Consider the following 17937-nt stretch of genomic DNA (forward strand, 5'->3'; position numbering starts at 1 on the left):
CAAGTATCTTAATAACTTGACAGAACAAAACGGAAGGCTTTAGTATATCTAAGGCCTTTTTTGTTTTTATAAACTAAACATAAAACAAAAACCCTAAGGACTATCCTCAGGGCTTTCACATCTCAATTAACTCAACTTACAGCTATGCTCTAGCCGCATGTTATTATTATGACTCAACTTGCTCTAACTTGTATGCGTCATCATGTACATTTGCTACTGCTCTACCACTTGGATCATTCATGTTTTTAAATGCCTCATCCCACTCTAAAGCTATCTTTGTGCTACATGCTACAGAAGCTTCCTGTGGCACACTTAGCGCTGCGGCATCACTAGGAAAATGCCCCTCGAAAATAGAACGGTAATAAAATTCTTCTTTGTTTTGCGGTGTTTGAATAGGAAACCTAAAATGTGCGTTAGCCATTTGTTCATCTGTCACCTCTTGTTCAACTACTTCTTTTAGCGTATCAATCCAGCTATACCCTACTCCATCAGAGAACTGTTCTTTTTGCCTCCAGGCAACACTTTCGGGAAGATATGACTCAAATGCTTTACGAATTACCCATTTTTCCATACGTTCTCCATTAATCATTTTGTCTTGAGGATTGATTCTCATAGCAACATCCATAAACTCCTTATCCAAAAATGGTACTCGACCTTCAATACCCCAAGCAGCAAGAGATTTATTAGCTCGTAAACAATCATACATATGTAGCTTGTCTAATTTACGAACGGTCTCCTCATGGAATTCCTGAGCATTTGGTGCTTTATGAAAATATAAATACCCACCAAAAATCTCATCGGCACCTTCTCCTGATAATACCATCTTTACACCCATAGATTTTATCACCCTCGCCATCAAATACATAGGAGTAGAAGCTCTGATCGTAGTAATATCATATGTTTCCAGATTATAGATCACATCTTTAATAGCATCCAGACCTTCTTGGATTGTAAATTTGATTTCATGATGAACCGTGCCTATATGATCGGCTACTTTCTGTGCAGCAGCCAAATCCGGAGACCCTTCTAACCCAACAGAAAAAGAATGTAATTGTGGCCACCAAGCCTCTTTAGTATCATTTGATTCTACTCGCTTATCAGCATATTTTTTTGCAATTGCAGAGGTAACTGAAGAATCCAGCCCTCCAGACAACAACACTCCATAAGGAACATCTGACATTAATTGTCTATGAACTGCCGCTTCTAAAGCATCTCTTACCTCATCAATACTAGTTTGATTTTCTTTAACAGCATTATAATCAGACCAATCTCTTACATACCATTTTTTCAACTCTCCTTCTTCACTACTCAAATAATGCCCTGGTAGAAACAATTCTATTTTTGTACAAACACCTTCTAGAGCTTTTAATTCTGAAGCTGTATAGAACGTTCCATTTTGATCCCAACCCATATATAAAGGAATAATTCCCATATGATCTCTAGCAATCAAATAAGAATCTTTTTCTACATCGTATAATGCAAATGCAAAAATCCCATTAAGTTCATCTATAAAATCAGCACCTTTCTCCTGATACAATGCTAGAATTACTTCACAATCAGACTCTGTCTGAAAGTTATATTTTCCTTCAAACTGCTTACGAAGTTCTCTATGGTTATAGATCTCACCATTGGCAGCTAATATTATTTTTTTATCCTCACTAAATAATGGCTGCTTACCAGATACCGGGTCAACAATTGCCAAACGTTCATGAGCTAAAATAGCTTTGTCATCTGCATAAATCCCACTCCAATCCGGACCTCTGTGTCTAATCTTCTTAGACATTTCTAATAATTGAGGTCTTAACACCTCTGCATCTTGCTTTAAATCAAAAGCACAAACAATTCCACACATAATCTTTTCTTTTTCTATTAATTGAGTGGTCAAATATCATTTTATAGTTACAAATTAAAAACCATAAACCCGTTATACATTTCATTTTGAAATCAAAAAACAACAAAAACAATATTTATTGAAACTAAAAACCCTTAATATCCCCTTTTTACTATCAAACTGTTATTTACAACTTTTAACAGAATTTATAGACCTGATTAACATTTACCATGTAAGATCAAGAATATCTTTACGTCAGTAAATAGAAATCAAAATCAGTATTATGAAAAAATCACTCTTATTAGTTGCTATTATGTTTTTAGGTGCGTTATCAACTGCAAACGCCCAGAAATTTACCGGATTACAAAAAAGTCCAACCGATATTACGTATGCAAAAGCGGATAGAAGTGCCAAACCAGAAATCAAAGTTGTATACAGTAGACCACAGAAAAAAGGTAGAGACATATTTGGAAAGCTCGTAAAATATGACAAAGTATGGAGAACCGGTGCTGATGAAGCAACCGAGATAAAGCTTTTTAAGGACATGAAAATGGGAGACAAAACCATTAAAGCGGGAACATATAGTCTTTATACCATACCTGGAGAAAAAGAATGGACTGTTATCCTGAACTCTGATCTGGATAGCTGGGGAGCTTATTCTTATGATGAAGGAAAAGATGTGGCCAGGATTAAAGTTCCTGCATCATCGGGGGATGCTTTAGAAGTATTCTCTATAGCTTTTAAGAAAGTAGATAAAGGTTATCATATGGTTATGGGATGGGACAAGACTCGTATTGAAGTTCCTTTCTATATGTAAAACATAATATCACACCAAGAAAAAACCGGTGATTGACTAGATCTACCGGTTTTTTCTTTTTTATTAAATTTCCCTAAATAAACTTATTCCAAGAAAAAGGAATAATTTGTTCTCACCCTATCTATGGATTGCGTTACTAGACGCTCCAGGTAATTCTTTTAGAAAGTCCATGACAACTCTAAAAGTTAATCTAAATTTTGTGTAAAATAGCCCCATAATTTTTATTTACATTAATATTAAACAAATATAACACCTAGACATCCTGATGTCAATATTATTACTTCAATTTTAGATAAAACTTTAGGTATTCTCGATAACCAACACAAAAAAACACCCTATTATAATACCTACGTTTTTGAAAGATTATTACTACAAGTAAAAACATTTACTTACAATACAATTTTCAATTTAAAATTCGACTCCTATCTATGGATTGCATGACTGCAAGCCGATGGTAATTGTCTCAAAAAACTCTTCAACGCCTTAATATCTATCGTCAATATACCGTAAAAAAACTTCATAATTAATTGATTTTTAAATTGTTATACAAATATATGGTAGAGGGCATTTTCGATGAAAATAATTAACACTTTTAGATAATTATTTTAGATATAAAATAATTTACAAACGACACTTGGCACAAAAACCCATTTACGATGTTAAATTTTGAAGAATTATCTTACACTAAGATCTGTTATTTATGGGGTTTTGTCCCCCCATGAGCATAAAACCCTAACTTCAAACAGCTTCCCAAAAACAAAAAAATAAGTTAAAAACACCAATTACAAGTTCAATTATCACTTAGTATCCTATGATAATCACATTCTTTACAAGAAATAATAAAACAAAAAAGAGACTACCGAGTATTTTGGGGAAGTCTCTTATTATAAATTAAATCTGTAATAAATTTCAAAAATATCCTAAAACTAGTCTTATTTACGAATTGCGTAACCAGAAGCTTCAGGAAGATCTTTTAAGAACTCAATCATTACTTTAAAATTAAGCCCAAGAATAGAGTAAATTTGATTCATATGATACAATTAAGTGATTAATTGGTATTAAATTTATTAAATCGTTGTAAAATATTCAAGATAATTATTAAAAAGATTTTAACTTTTTGGTAAAGCATCAATTTAATAAGACAACGGTAAATAAATGTTAAAATTCCTGTTAATAAATATTAAAATTTCCTACAAAAAATAAGAGATTATCATTATCTGATAATCTCTTATTTCTTACTTATCATATGATTAAGTAAAGTACAAAATTCTAACTACACATAAAATTTAGTATTATCGGTGTATGGCATAACTGCATGCACCTGGTAAGTCTTTTAAAAAGTGAAGTATAACTTTAAAATTTAATCCTAAATTTGAGTAAAACTGTTTCATAGCGTATTCATTTTTAATTAGTTATGTAAATTTAACAAGTTTGCTTGCTACAGTAAAACAAAAGTTAATTCAAAATGAATAATTTCGACAAAATGTTTAAAAAAAAGGTAAAGCTTATATTTAAACTAAAAAAACTAATCTAATTTGAAGAAATTTACTACAAAAATAACTCAATCTATAGGGGGTTTTCCCCTAGTATTACGGTTAAACCATAAACCCTTAACAATCAATTACTTGTAATTATATCCAAAAAAGTTAGAAACCGTAAATTAAAAAAGTTTTTTATGGAATATTTAAGTATTTATGAGTCTGAAGAGAGACTTTCCATTTTGGGTTTTTCATCACATAATCTACTATTAAAGGAATCATTTTTTCACGAACACTCCATTCCGGCTGTAAATACAATATACAGTCCTCAGAAACTTTGGTTGCTTGTTCCTCTGCAAATTCAAAATCGCTCTTATTATATACGATACATTTTAGCTCGTCTGCTTTATGATAGGCTTCTTCTTTAGGAAGTTTAACTTTTTTAGGAGATAGGCAAATCCAATCCCAATCTCCTGTTAAGGGATAAGCTCCAGAAGTTTCTATATGTGTTTTAGCGCCTTTAGTTTTTAAACCTGTAGTTAGTAAAGTCATATCCCATGTAAGAGGTTCTCCACCAGTTACTACAACCACATCACTGTACTGCAAAGCATTATTAACAATCACATCAGTATCAGTTGGAGGATGCAAATCTGCATTCCAACTTTCTTTTACATCACACCAATGACATCCAACATCGCATCCCCCTATTCTAACAAAATAAGCTGCTGTCCCTTTATGATATCCTTCTCCCTGGATGGTATAAAACTCTTCCATAAGTGGAAGCATCTTACCTTCATCTACCAATTTCTGTATACTTTTTTGCATAAGGGTGCAAAGGTACACAACAATACTTAATTTAAAAGAAAATCGTCCTTAATGAATACTATAGTATAATTAGCTTTTGACGGCTACACACTCAATCTCAATTTTGGCACCTACTGCTAAACCTTTTGCAGCAAAAGTGGTCCTAGCAGGTTTTTGAGGAAAATATGTTTTATACACTTCGTTAAAGGCCGCAAAATCTTCAATATCTGATAATATCACTGTGCACTTAACAACATCATTCATATCCATATCATGATGTTCTAAAACTACTTTTATATTTTCCAAAGTTTGTTTGGTTTCGGCAGTGATCCCACCTTCTACTAATTTTCTTGTAGTCTGATTCATGCCTACCTGTCCCGCTAGAAAGTATAAATCTCCAACCTGAACAATATCAGAAAAAGGAGCATTTTCTTTTTTGGGTTCATGGGTTTTATGAAAAATAGGGTCAGCTTGCTTCGTTTGGCAACCAATTAAAGAAAAACTAATTACAATAAGGATAAAGAATCTTTTCATGTGAAAAAAATTAAAAGTTGATATTTACCATTGCATTAAAATTAAAGTATATTTCTTCAATAGAATTATTAAGATTCCTATTTTTATCAAAATTTACATCTACTATGAGTGATAATCAAGCGTTCTTTGATCATATAAATAAAGGATATACTACCAAAGGTGATTTTATTACCCTTGGAGCTGCAATACATAATGAAGAAACTATTACTAATGCCCATGTAAAAGTTCCCCTAAAAACATTAAATAGACACGGACTTATTGCGGGAGCAACTGGTACTGGTAAGACTAAAACATTGCAAGTACTTGCAGAAAACCTAAGCGAGAAAGGTATACCTGTATTACTTATGGATATCAAAGGTGACCTTAGTGGAATTGCAGCAGCAAGTCCCGGTCATCCTAAAATTGATGAACGTCATGAAAAAATAGGTATTCCGTTTGAAGCTAAAGATTTTCCGGTAGAAATACTATCGCTTTCAGAGCAAAATGGTGTAAGACTTAGAGCCACTGTAAGTGAATTCGGGCCAGTACTTTTATCAAGAATCCTGGATGTAACAGAAACTCAAGCGGGAATTATTTCTATTATCTTCAAATATTGTGATGATAATAAATTACCTCTTTTAGACCTAAAAGATTTAAAAAAGGTTTTACAATTCTCAACACGAGAAGGTAAGAAAGAACTAGAAAAAGATTATGGCCGCATATCTACAGCATCTACTGGTGCTATTCTTCGTAAAATAATTGAATTAGAGCAACAAGGTGGTGATATCTTTTTTGGAGAAAGATCCTTTGACCCACAAGACTTATGCAGAGTAGATGATGATGGCAGAGGCTTTATCAACATTATAAGACTGACAGATATACAAGATAGACCTAAACTATTCTCTACTTTTATGCTTAGTCTACTTGCAGAGATTTATGGAACTTTCCCTGAACAAGGTGATAGTGGACGTCCTGAACTAGTAATTTTCTTAGACGAAGCTCACCTTATTTTTAAAGAAGCTTCTAATGCATTAATGGGACAGATAGAAAGTATAGTTAAATTAATTCGTTCTAAAGGTGTAGGATTATACTTTGTAACCCAAAACCCAACTGATGTTCCGGATGGGATACTGGGTCAGTTAGGACTTAAAGTTCAGCACGCATTAAGAGCCTTTACAGCAAAGGATCGTAAAGCTATCAAACTTACTGCAGAGAATTATCCAATTTCTGAATACTATGATACAAAACAAGTACTTACTTCTCTAGGTATTGGTGAGGCTCTGGTTACCGCACTTGATGAAAAAGGACGCCCTACCCCACTTGCAGCAACTATGCTAAGAGCTCCAATGAGTAGAATGGATGTTTTAACCGATACCGAACTAAAAGCTTTACTTAAAAAATCAAATCTTACTTCAAAATACAATGAAGACATTGACAGAGAGAGTGCTTATGAAATTTTAAATGAAAAAATTGAAAAGGCTGAAGCTGAAGAAGCAAAAGCTGCTGCCAAAAAGGAAAGAGAAAAACTAAATAAAAGTTCGTCCAGATCTCGTTCCAGTAGCAGAAGAGCCAGTACAACTGAAAAAGCCATTGTAAAGGTATTGACCAGTGCTACTTTTATTAGAGGAGCATTAGGAGTCTTAAATAAGTTATTAAAATAATTTACGTTTAAGTATTATCACAAATTATTTAACTGACTAATTATGTACACAAAAAAAAATATTATCACATTATTTATTGGCATTGTTTTAATAAGCTGTCAAAAGGAAAAGAAATTAAACCCTTTTGAAATATCAACAAATAGAATAGGGCATTTAACTAATGTCATTAAAGTAAATCAGTTGGATTCTATTTATGCCAGTGATTCTATTGTAAAACGAAAAAAAACCGATCAATTTATAACTGCCTCCAATGAGATAGAAATTTTTGAAAAAGGCGGAGCAAAACTTTTGATCTTAGAACCTAGAGAAGAATTGAATCCAGAATCTACCATCGAAACCATACAGATCATAGATCCAAGATATCATACAGATTTAGGATTATCAGCTGATGGCGTTTTTATGGATATCAAAAATAATTATAAAATATCCAAGATTAATAACACATTAAGCTCTGCAGTAATATTTATTGATAGTATTCAGGCTTACCTGACGATTGATAAAAAAGAATTACCTAGTGAATTTAAGTTTAATACGGATACTAAAATAGAAGCTGCTAATATACCTGATTCTGCAAAAATTAAACATTTTTTAATCACCTGGGATGAAAAATAAAACAGCATGAGTAAAAAATATACTATTCAGCAATCTCCGTTTATTGTTCCCACCACTGACAATAAATTAATAGAAGAACATTTTGGCAAAGCAACAGATGGAAATTCTGAAATAAGTATTGCTCATATGATTGCTCCACCAAATTGGAGTGAACCTTTTCAGACTCCGGAATTTGATGAATACACATATATTATTCGAGGTAAGAAGCAATTTATTATAGATGGAGAAAAAGTAATTCTGGAAGCAGGACAATCTATTAAAATAGAAAAGAATACCAGAATTCAATATTCCAATCCTTTTGACGAGGAATGCGAATATTTAGCCATATGCCTTCCTGCTTTTACTATGGAAACAGTACATCGTGAAGATTAATGAAAGAAAGACTGAAAAAATACATCCCTATTATTGTAGGAAAACGACTTTTATTACTGTTCTTTTTTGCTCCAAAAAAAGCCTTGCATAAAGCATTTGTTTTGTTTTGTACACCAAGAAAAGGTGACATTTTACCTGAACAAGAATATTTTTTGGAAGAAGCAGAAGATGAAGTAGTAATGATAGATGATATCGCTTTGCAAACCTATTTATGGCCAAGTATGGGCGAAACTATACTCATGGTCCATGGCTGGGAAAGCAATACTCATCGTTGGAAAACCTTAATCCAAAAGCTACTTCAGGAAGGTTATAATGTTGTAGCATTTGACGCTCCAGCCCAAGGTAATTCATCAGGAAAGCTACTAAATGTCCCATTATATACAGAATCTCTTCAGAAAATTGTAGAATTATACCGCCCCAATCATATTATAGGACATTCTGTTGGTGGTATGACTACTATTTTTCATCAATATAAATATCCAAATCCCGAAATAGAAAAACTCGTTGTACTGGCTCCTCCTTCTGAATTATCAAGGATTATGAAAGATTATCAGGGTATCCTAAAGCTTTCTTCTAAATTCATGAACGCGTTAAGTGACTATTTTAAGGGAAAATTCGGATACGATTTCGAAGAATTTTCTATTGCTGAATTTGCTAAAAAAATGACTCACAAGGGGTTGCTGATTCATGACAAACACGATGATATAGCTCCTTTTTCTGAAGCAGAAAGTATTAGCAAAAACTGGAAAGGAGTTAAATTTGTGGCTACAGAAGATTTTGGACACTCTTTATTCTTTGATGAAGTTGATGATATGATCATTGATTTTTTGAAAGATTAATTTTTATGATCACCTTTGCACTGTGGAAAATAACAAACTCACCAGACTTAATAAGTACCTTAGCGAGGTTGGATATTGCTCACGACGTGAGGCAGATAAATTAATTGATCAAGGTCGTGTAACAATCAATGATGTAGTTCCTGAAATGGGAACCAAGGTAGCTGCAGATGATGTGGTAAAAGTTGATGGAGAATTGATTACAGAACCAAAAGAAAAACACGTCTACCTTGCATTCAACAAACCTGTTGGTATCGTTTGTACCACTGCACAAAACGAAAAGGATAACATCATAGATTATATCAATTATCCCAAGCGTATTTTTCCAATTGGTCGTCTTGATAAACCAAGCGAAGGTTTAATTTTTTTGACCAGTGATGGTGATATTGTCAATAAAATACTTAGAGCAAGAAACAATCACGAAAAAGAATATCTGGTTACAGTAAATAAGTTAATTAGTCCACAATTCATTAAAAGAATGGCTAACGGAATTCCCATTCTGGATACCGTTACTCGTAAATGCGAGGTAGAACAAATCAACAAATATGATTTCAGAATTGTACTAACCCAAGGACTTAATCGACAGATTCGTAGAATGTGTGAATATTTAGGATATGATGTAGTGCGTCTTAAACGAATTAGGATTATGAACGTTTCACTTGATGTACCAGTTGGTAAATGGCGATATCTTACAGAAAAAGAATTAAAAGTCATTAATTCAGACGTTGGGGATTCTAGTAAAACGGAAGAAGCTTCAGTTATAGAGGATTCTAAACCTAGAAGACGCAATCCAAATGCAAAACATTTTAATACCAAAAATGATAGTAGAAAGACCTCCATTCAAAGAGATTCCTCCAGGTCCAAAAACAAAAAAAGGAAAGATCGTAGAAGATAAATATCGCTGTTAATTATTTCCTAATTTCTAACTTCTCAGATTTATTCTTTTCACAAAATACCTAAATTACTTTACTAATCAATACAAAATCAAGTGAAGAAGTTAGTCTTTTCATTGTTTTTAGTGAGTACTTTTACGTTTTCGCAAAGTGAATATGAACCCTCAGAAGCATATCCTTTTGGGCAACCTAACCCCAAAGCACCAAAAGAAATTCTGGATTTCGCACCTTTAATTGGAATTTGTGACTGTATCTCAGAAACTCGAAACCCGGATAAAACCTGGGCAAAACCCAATACAATGACTTGGGAATTTAAATACATCATGAACGGAATGGGAGTTCAGGATCAAACGATAAAAGAAGATGGTAAAAATTCAGGTAGTATAAGACAATTTATTGCAGATAGTAGTAAGTGGTATGTACATTACTACTCTTCTGCTAGCCCGACTCCTGTTCTTTCTGCCTGGGAAGGAAATAAAAAGGATGATAAAATTATTTTATATCGTGAGCAAAAAGCTCCGAACGGAATGGATGGTTTTTACAAAATTAATTTTTATGATATAAACGATAAAGGATTTAAATGGTTAGGCGAATGGGTTAATACTAACGAGTCTTTTTCATATCCAACCTGGAAAATTGAATGTACAAAAAGAGTAAATACTCAAAAACTTTCTGACAAAGAACAAATTATTGCAGCTACCAAAGCTTTTTCTAAAGCATACTTAAAAAGAGATTTTGAAGCGTTGGCAAAATCATATACGGATAATGGAAAGCTTTTTCCAAACAATGCTCCTATAATTTCTGGATATATAGCTATCAAAAAACGATGGTCAGGGTCATCAGGTTACACACCAGTAGAGCATGAAATTATTCCTAAAGAAATCGTAATTCTTGGAGATACTGCGCATGATTATGGAATATACCGAGGTAAGAATAAAAATGATGACGGAACGGAAATGAGTTATAAAGGCAAGTATGTTGTAATCTGGAAAAAGGTAAATAATCAATGGAAAATGTACCTTGACATCTGGAATAGAATAAAAGAATAAATTATAGATATTATACTAACAAACGAAAACATGAATACGCTATCTCCTTTTCATCTTGCTATTCCCGTAGATAACCTTATTAAAGCAAGAGATTTCTATACTAACATTCTTAATCTGGAAGAAGGCAGGAGTAGTGATCATTGGGTAGATTTTAACTTCTTTGGTCATCAATTAGTTATTCATTATCAGTCAAAACCAGAAGCCGAAAACAATCACACCAATCCTGTTGATGGCAAAGATGTTCCGGTTCCACACTTTGGAATTATCTTAGAGTGGGATACGTGGCAAAATCTAGCAAAAAGCCTTACGGAAAAAAAAGTTCAGTTCGCAATAGAACCTTACATTAGATTTAAAGGTGAAATTGGTGAACAAGCAACTATGTTTTTCTACGACCCTTGTGGTAATGCATTAGAGTTTAAATCTTTTAGAGAACCTACTCAGATTTTTGTGAAATAAAGATCTAAAAATCAAAAATTGTAGCTTTATTCCTACTAAAAATAAGTTATTTTTATTTAAAATATGTTTTTTAAAGTATTTTATTTATATTTAAACGTTTGCTCTTAATAACTCCCAATTAATACTTAACGAATTTAAAATTTATAATTAACATCATTTTAATTGTAAATCATAATTGTAACATATACTGATTATGAAAAAATCTATACCTATTTACACCCTGATACTACTATTCATTATTGGTTGCGGAATACCTGAAGCTGAATATAACAAGCTGAAAAAAGAAAATGAAAAGCTTAAGCAAGAAATTGCAGAATGTCAATTAACCTCTAGTCAACTATACGAGCAGGCAACTGGTTACTATGATAAGGCAGACTATTTATCTAGCAGAAAAAAACTTAAGACGCTGATCAAAAAATACCCAAGCTCTAAGGAAAGCAAAAAAGGTAAAAAGTTTTTGAAAAAAGTCGAAAAGAACATTATAGCAACCAGGCATGGAGAAGAAGTAGAAGAAAAAGAAGAAAAGAAAATCTCTGAGAAAGACTATAAAAAGGCACTTAGTAAGTTAAAAAAGAAATATGATGTTGCCAATGATGTTACATGGTATTCTGACAAATATAGTCCTAAGAAAAATAGTATTAATGCGCTTTATGCCTATATAGGAAAAAAAGAAAAAAAGAAACCTTGGCTAGCCATGGTGATTAATCATTTTTCAAAAAAAGAGTGGTTATATATACAAGAAATTATTATTACTGCTGACGGAGAAGTTTTTACCATGGAAGAAGAAAAACCAGGAGATTTTAAAGCTCTTGCTGAATCTGGTGGGACTAGAGAATGGTTTGACAAAGTAGCAGATGATGAAGATATATTCATGATGCAAGCTATTGCATCTAGTAAAAAATGCAAAATAAAATATATTGGCAAAGAAAAAAAAGAAGAACGTACCATAAGTAGTAAAGAAAAAAGAGCTTTAAAAAATGTACTTAAAGCCTATGAAGCTATGGGAGGTAACATGGACTAATACTTGTATTTTTAAATGTGTAAAAAAAATTATAAGAATCAGATCATAATTTTTTGCATAGACAATCGTTAAAAAAGTCAGTTCAATGCAATAAGCTCTATGATTGTTAAAGGATAATTAAAAATTCTTCCTATATTCTGCGGCAATAAAAAAAATAAAGAAAAAGAATGGATTTTACTAACCCATTAGTCTATGGAGTTCCCTGCTTTTTAGGACTAATTTTACTAGAACTTACCTACAGTAAGACTCACGATCACAATCATAAAGAACTCTATCAATGGAAGGATCTTGGCGCCAGTCTATTTATGGGAGTCGGCTCTGCAATTCTTGGGCCACTGATCAAAACGGTACTAACCATATTGATCTTTGACTATATTTATGAGCTTTTTAATCCAGAGATCAACGGTGTTCGCACGAATATTCTGGGTTGGACATCTTTTGGATATGCTTGGTATGTTTGGTTATTATGTCAACTTGCAGACGATTTTACGTACTATTGGTTTCATAGACAAAATCATATGGTAAGAGCCTTATGGGCAGCACATATTGTACATCATTCTTCAGACAATTTTAATCTAGGGACTGCGGTTCGTAATGGTTGGTTTACTTTACTTTATAAACCGTTATTCTATATGTGGATGCCTGCGATTGGTTTTCCTACAGAAATGGTGGTAGTATGTTTAGGTATTGAAGCGTTATGGCAATTTCAATTGCATTCGGTTTATATCCCTAAAATGGGGTTCATCGAAAAAATATTCAATACACATACTATGCATCAGGTTCACCACGCTAAAAATGTAGAATATATGGATAAAAACCATGGAGGATTTCTAAATATTTTTGATAAAATCTTTGGTACCTGGAAAGAATTAGATGATAATATCGAAGTTCAGTATGGAGTGACACATGCTCCTAACTCTTATAACCCATGGGTAATTCTCACCCATGAATACAGAGATATATGGAATGACACTAAAAAATCAAAAAACTGGTATCATAAGTTCATGTATATTTTTGGACCACCCGGATGGAGTCATGATGGCAGCACACTTACCGTAAAACAAATGCAACGAGAACTTGAACTTAAAAAACAAAAAGCTTAACTTAACACCTGTTAGTTTTAAAACAACATCTCAATGCTCTCCCAATTATGAACTATCAAGAAATTATAGATTCACAACGTGATTTTTTTAACACGAATGCTACCAAAGATGTGTCCTTTAGGATAAACGAATTAAAACGTCTTAAGAGTATTTTAAAGAAAAATGAAGCAGCTCTTTATAAAGCTATAGATGAAGATTTCAGAAAATCTGAATTTGAAACTTATGTTACAGAATTATCTATAATTTATCATGAAATAGATTTAGCATTAGTAAAAGTCAAGAGTTGGTCTAAAAAAAAGAAAGCTTCTACAGGGTTAACCAATCTTCCCGGAAAAAGTTATATTATACCTGAACCTTATGGTACTGTATTAGTAATTGGTGCATGGAATTATCCATATCAATTATCATTATGTCCAGCCATAGCTGCCATAGCTGCAGGATGTACAGTTATTCTTAAACCAAGTGAGGTTCCATCTAGAACCTCAGAAATCATGGCTCAACTCATTAATCAAAATTTTGATGCTAAGTTTTTTAAAGTCATAGAAGGAGGTGTACAAGAAACGACCGATTTATTGGCTATAGAATTTGATAAAATATTTTTTACCGGTAGTATACCAGTGGGAAAAATTATATACCAGGCGGCAGCAAAACACCTAACGCCTGTAACTCTAGAGTTAGGTGGTAAAAGCCCAGCAATTATCACTAAGGATGTCAATATCCCAATGACTGCAAAGCGTCTAATTTGGGCAAAATTCCTTAATGCAGGCCAGACTTGTATTGCTCCTGATTATGTTTTGGTAGAATCTAGTATACACGATCAATTATTATCCGCAATGAAAGAACAGATAGAGAAATCTGATTACAATGTAGATAACCATAATTATACTCAGATCATTAATGAAAAGAATTTTGACCGACTACAAGATATGATCGATCCAAACAAAGTATTTATTGGTGGAAATGGTAATAGAGATCAAAGAGTGATACCTCCTACGGTATTAAAAGATGTGGAATTCACAGACAAAGTAATGCAAGATGAAATCTTTGGTCCTATTTTACCTGTACTAACATTTGAGACCATTGACGAAGCTATTGAAAAAGTCAAAAAACTATCAAAACCTCTTTCTTGTTACGTTTTCACAAAAAGTAAATCCACAAAGAATAAGGTTCTTAATGAAATATCATTTGGGGGTGGCGCTATAAATGATGCTATGATGCATTTTACAGAACAAAGTCTTCCTTTTGGTGGTGTTGGTAACAGTGGTATTGGCAACTATCACGGAAAGTACGGTTTCGAAACGTTCTCGCATTATAAGAGTGTTTTGCAAAAACCTTTCTGGATTGAGCCTAACTTTAAATACTCACCATACAGCACTAAAAAATTGAATTTTTTAAAAAGGTTTATTGGATTGTAGATTCAATAATTGGAACAAAAACTAATTACTATATAGTAAACATCCAATTAAGAACTTTTCACTTTTTTATATTTTTTCTCCTCTAAAAGTTCAAGAATATATTGTTCTACTTCTTTAGTATCCCAAATAGCATCAATATGTTCCATTTGCATCACCTGATCCATTATCGCTGATTGCCGAACTCCAATATTAAAAGCTTCATCATAGGGTTGATGGCTAAATGTTACTCTAGAGTATAGAGGCACCCATTTATCAGGGTATTTATCATAGAAATGTTTTTCAATTTTTTTTCGTAATAAGAAATTAGGATCTGCTGTTTTACTACTCATCTCAATAAAATTGAGGTAAGATAACTTGGCTATGGCATCGGCATTAGGCTTTCTGGATTCTTGGTATGCTTCAAAGATATCCTGCCAATTATCATCTCCCATATCTTCTATAAGTTCATCAAGTACTGTAATATCTTCAAACCCGGCATTCATTCCTTGCCCATAAAACGGTACAATTGCATGCGCGGAATCTCCTACTAATGCTACTTTATTCCAATACGTCCAGGGATAACATTTCATCGTTACCAAAGCACTTGTTGGATTATTTGCAAAATCTTCTAAAAGTGAAGGCATGAATTCTATAGTATCAGGAAAATATTTTTCCCAAAAAGCTTTTACTCCATTATCAGTAGTTAGTTGCTCAAATGAATTTTCTCCTTCATGAGGCATAAACAAAGTACAGGTAAAACTACCATCAAGATTAGGTAATGCAATGAGCATAAACTTACCTCTTGGCCAAATGTGTAGTGAATTCTTATCAAGCTTATGAGTTCCATCGGGATTAGGAGGAATACCTAATTCTTTATATCCTGTATCTAAAAATTTCTGCGAGTAATCAAACCTACTTCTCCTTTGCATTTTATGTCGAACTCTTGAAAAAGCACCATCACAGCCAAAAATAATATCGAATTGATACTCTTTCCACTCACCTTTTTCAGTTTCTCCAGTATAAATTTTTGCTTCAGGTAAATTGATATCCCATACTTTCTCATTAAACCGAAATTCAACTCCCTCTTCTTCCGCAAGTGTGATCATTCTTCGGTTAAGAATCCCGCGAGGTATAGAATAGATTGCTTCACCATCTTTTCCATAATTTTGATGATATATTGGTTCACCTGTAATATGCATTGTTCTTTTATGCATAGGGATAGCAAGTTTTCGTACTTCTTCACCAATACCTATAGTATCTAAGGTTTTCCAACCGCGTACGGACATGGCCAAATTTATAGATCGACCACTAAACTCTACTGTTCTGATATCTGGTCTTCTATCAAAGACAGTAACCTTATAATCCCTTTTTCTTAAATAGATGGCTAACAGTGAACCCACGAGGCCACTTCCTACGATAGCTATGTCTTTTGTTTGCATAAATTATTATAATTCTCAACTTGCCGGAATTATGTAGAATCTCGAAATGATCCGAGTTTTAATGTTCCGACAGGTCCGCCACAACCAATAGGAAGAGCATATGCAAACATTAAAACCTTCGGTAAATGTAAGAATTATTACCGAATTATTCCTTTACTGCCTTTATTGTAAATAGTAACGGATACAATTTATCTTTAGTTTCAAATATCCCCTTCTCCTTCTTTACCAAATCAGGAAATATTTGATATGGAGATTGATCATATTCTCTAAGATATTCGATTCGTAATCCTGCTTCAGTTAAGGCTGATATTACCTCTCCCAACCCATGATTCCATCCATATTCTTTACTTATTATATTAGATTCCATATTTGCATAAGTTCCCTGATATTCCTCATAAATAACCTCCTTTTGATGATATCCATATTTAATAATTGGTTTTTCTTCTAAATAATCAAACATCCATACTATGGGATGAAATTCTGCTATATAAAAAACACCTCCAGGTTTTAAACGTTCAGCGATCATAACTGCCCAAGGCTTTAGGTCTGGCAGCCATCCAATAACTCCATAACTTGTAAAAACGATATCAAATTGATCTTTTATATGATCAGAAGTATCCAATACATTACAACAAACAAATTTTGCATCCAGTTCTAGCTCCTTATTTAATTCTTTTGCCAGTATAATTGCTTCTTCAGAAATATCTACTCCTGTACATCGAGCTCCCATCCTGCTCCAACTAAGAGTATCTTGCCCGAAGTGACACTGTAAATGCAGCAAAGACTTACCTGAAACATCACCCAAAGCTTCCAACTCAAAACGTTTTAAAGTAGTCTCTCCTTTTTTAAAAGCTTTCATATCATAGAATTCACTTTTTGCATGAATAGCTACTTTTTCGTTCCATGTTTGCCTATTGGTTTCAAAATATTTATCAAATTCTTTGTTCATAATATTTTTTGAATAGGTAGTTTTGATATATAAATACTTTATTAGAATGATAAATCACTTCACGGCACAAGACCTACTCGGATTACCATCCAGATATCGTGCTAATTTAATTAACAGTTGTACAGGCTACAAATCTTGTAACTTGTTAGCAACTAAAGATAAGAATGATGTGACCAACGTGGCTATTTTCAATTCTATTATCCACATCGGCAGTAATCCACCGATGCTTGGTTTTATCCTAAGGCCCACCACTGTTCCCAGAAATACGTATAAAAACATTAAAGAAACAGGATATTTCACAGTAAATCAAGTTCATAAAGATATAATTGCAGATGCACATCACACCTCTGCAAAATATGATGAGCATATTTCAGAATTTGACAAAACTGATCTTAATGAAGTGTTTCTGGGTAACTTTCACGCTCCATATGTAAAAAATAGCGCTATACAATTAGGTTGTAAATACATAAATGAATACCTAATCCAAGAAAATGATACCATTCTTATTATAGGAGCCATCGAACATTTATATATTGACGAGAAAACCCTTCATCCAGACGGTTGGACCCAACTTGATAAAGTAGAGACAGTAGCATCTATAGGGTTAGATGGATATGCGCTACCTGCATTGTTGGATCGTTTTAAGTATGCAAAACCTGATCAACAAACAGAATCGTTATTGAACAAATCTTAAATTAAGAGGTCAATT

17 protein-coding genes are annotated in these 17937 nt (G+C 33.0%); 12 read left to right on the plus strand and 5 right to left on the minus strand.

All coding sequences use genetic code 11. The features are described from left to right. Positions 1-166 precede the first annotated feature (166 nt). On the minus strand, positions 167-1852 hold the full coding sequence (asnB, locus tag J8M14_RS19280) for an asparagine synthase B (protein ID WP_211076506.1): 1686 nt from the start codon (positions 1850-1852) through the stop codon (positions 167-169). Between the two features lie 262 nt (positions 1853-2114). Between asnB and J8M14_RS19285 the strand changes: the two genes are divergently transcribed. Next, positions 2115-2648 carry a DUF2911 domain-containing protein gene (locus J8M14_RS19285; protein WP_211076462.1) on the plus strand — a complete coding sequence of 178 codons (534 nt, stop codon included), beginning with the start codon at positions 2115-2117 and terminating at the stop codon, positions 2646-2648. Between the two features lie 1673 nt (positions 2649-4321). Here the strand turns inward: J8M14_RS19285 and J8M14_RS19290 are convergent. Both J8M14_RS19290 and J8M14_RS19295 read right to left on the minus strand, forming a co-directional pair. Next, positions 4322-4951, minus strand: coding sequence for a 7-carboxy-7-deazaguanine synthase QueE (locus J8M14_RS19290; RefSeq protein ID WP_211076463.1), 630 nt, complete (start codon positions 4949-4951; stop codon positions 4322-4324). A 69-nt stretch (positions 4952-5020) separates the two neighbouring features. After that, positions 5021-5464, minus strand: coding sequence for a RidA family protein (locus J8M14_RS19295; RefSeq protein ID WP_211076464.1), 444 nt, complete (start codon positions 5462-5464; stop codon positions 5021-5023). 104 nt (positions 5465-5568) lie between these two features. On the opposite strand from J8M14_RS19295, the gene J8M14_RS19300 reads away from it, so the two are divergent. The 10 genes from J8M14_RS19300 to J8M14_RS19345 all read left to right on the plus strand — a co-directional run bounded on the left by J8M14_RS19300 (position 5569) and on the right by J8M14_RS19345 (position 14861). Next, positions 5569-7104, plus strand: coding sequence for a helicase HerA-like domain-containing protein (locus J8M14_RS19300; RefSeq protein ID WP_211076465.1), 1536 nt, complete (start codon positions 5569-5571; stop codon positions 7102-7104). A 42-nt stretch (positions 7105-7146) separates the two neighbouring features. Next, positions 7147-7716: a hypothetical protein gene (locus tag J8M14_RS19305; protein WP_211076466.1), complete on the plus strand. Its 570-nt coding sequence runs from the start codon at positions 7147-7149 to the stop codon at positions 7714-7716. A 6-nt stretch (positions 7717-7722) separates the two neighbouring features. Then, a complete protein-coding gene (locus J8M14_RS19310; RefSeq protein ID WP_211076467.1) occupies positions 7723-8088 on the plus strand; it encodes a cupin domain-containing protein in 366 nt (121 codons plus the stop codon). Next, a complete protein-coding gene (locus J8M14_RS19315) occupies positions 8088-8927 on the plus strand; it encodes an alpha/beta hydrolase (protein WP_211076468.1) in 840 nt (279 codons plus the stop codon). Before J8M14_RS19310 ends, J8M14_RS19315 begins: the two co-directional genes overlap by 1 nt. Before the next feature lie 22 nt (positions 8928-8949). Then, entirely contained in the window at positions 8950-9819 is an 870-nt protein-coding gene (gene rluF, locus J8M14_RS19320) for a 23S rRNA pseudouridine(2604) synthase RluF (RefSeq protein ID WP_211076469.1), read from the plus strand. Positions 9820-9912: 93 nt separating this feature from the next. Next, positions 9913-10866, plus strand: a complete 954-nt coding sequence (locus J8M14_RS23425; RefSeq protein WP_211076470.1) for a DUF4440 domain-containing protein — start codon at positions 9913-9915, stop codon at positions 10864-10866. A 30-nt stretch (positions 10867-10896) separates the two neighbouring features. Next, positions 10897-11322, plus strand: coding sequence for a VOC family protein (locus J8M14_RS19330; RefSeq protein WP_211076471.1), 426 nt, complete (start codon positions 10897-10899; stop codon positions 11320-11322). A 193-nt stretch (positions 11323-11515) separates the two neighbouring features. Continuing rightward, positions 11516-12343, plus strand: a complete 828-nt coding sequence (locus tag J8M14_RS19335) for a hypothetical protein (RefSeq protein ID WP_211076472.1) — start codon at positions 11516-11518, stop codon at positions 12341-12343. A gap of 167 nt (positions 12344-12510) precedes the next feature. Then, positions 12511-13446: a sterol desaturase family protein gene (locus J8M14_RS19340; protein WP_211076473.1), complete on the plus strand. Its 936-nt coding sequence runs from the start codon at positions 12511-12513 to the stop codon at positions 13444-13446. A gap of 47 nt (positions 13447-13493) precedes the next feature. Then, on the plus strand, positions 13494-14861 hold the full coding sequence (locus J8M14_RS19345; protein ID WP_211076474.1) for an aldehyde dehydrogenase: 1368 nt from the start codon (positions 13494-13496) through the stop codon (positions 14859-14861). Between the two features lie 47 nt (positions 14862-14908). On the opposite strand, the gene J8M14_RS19350 is transcribed toward J8M14_RS19345, so the two are convergent. Next, a complete protein-coding gene (locus J8M14_RS19350) occupies positions 14909-16279 on the minus strand; it encodes an NAD(P)/FAD-dependent oxidoreductase (protein WP_211076475.1) in 1371 nt (456 codons plus the stop codon). 145 nt (positions 16280-16424) lie between these two features. Beyond that, positions 16425-17228: a class I SAM-dependent methyltransferase gene (locus tag J8M14_RS19355; RefSeq protein WP_211076476.1), complete on the minus strand. Its 804-nt coding sequence runs from the start codon at positions 17226-17228 to the stop codon at positions 16425-16427. Between the two features lie 46 nt (positions 17229-17274). Between J8M14_RS19355 and J8M14_RS19360 the strand changes: the two genes are divergently transcribed. After that, the gene (locus J8M14_RS19360) at positions 17275-17922 is read left to right on the plus strand and encodes a flavin reductase family protein (protein ID WP_211076477.1); all 648 of its coding nucleotides are present in this window, start codon (positions 17275-17277) and stop codon (positions 17920-17922) included. Positions 17923-17937 lie beyond the last annotated feature (15 nt).

Origin of the sequence: Aquimarina sp. MMG016 (genome assembly GCF_018100805.1) — a bacterium.
GTDB lineage: Bacteria > Bacteroidota > Bacteroidia > Flavobacteriales > Flavobacteriaceae > Aquimarina.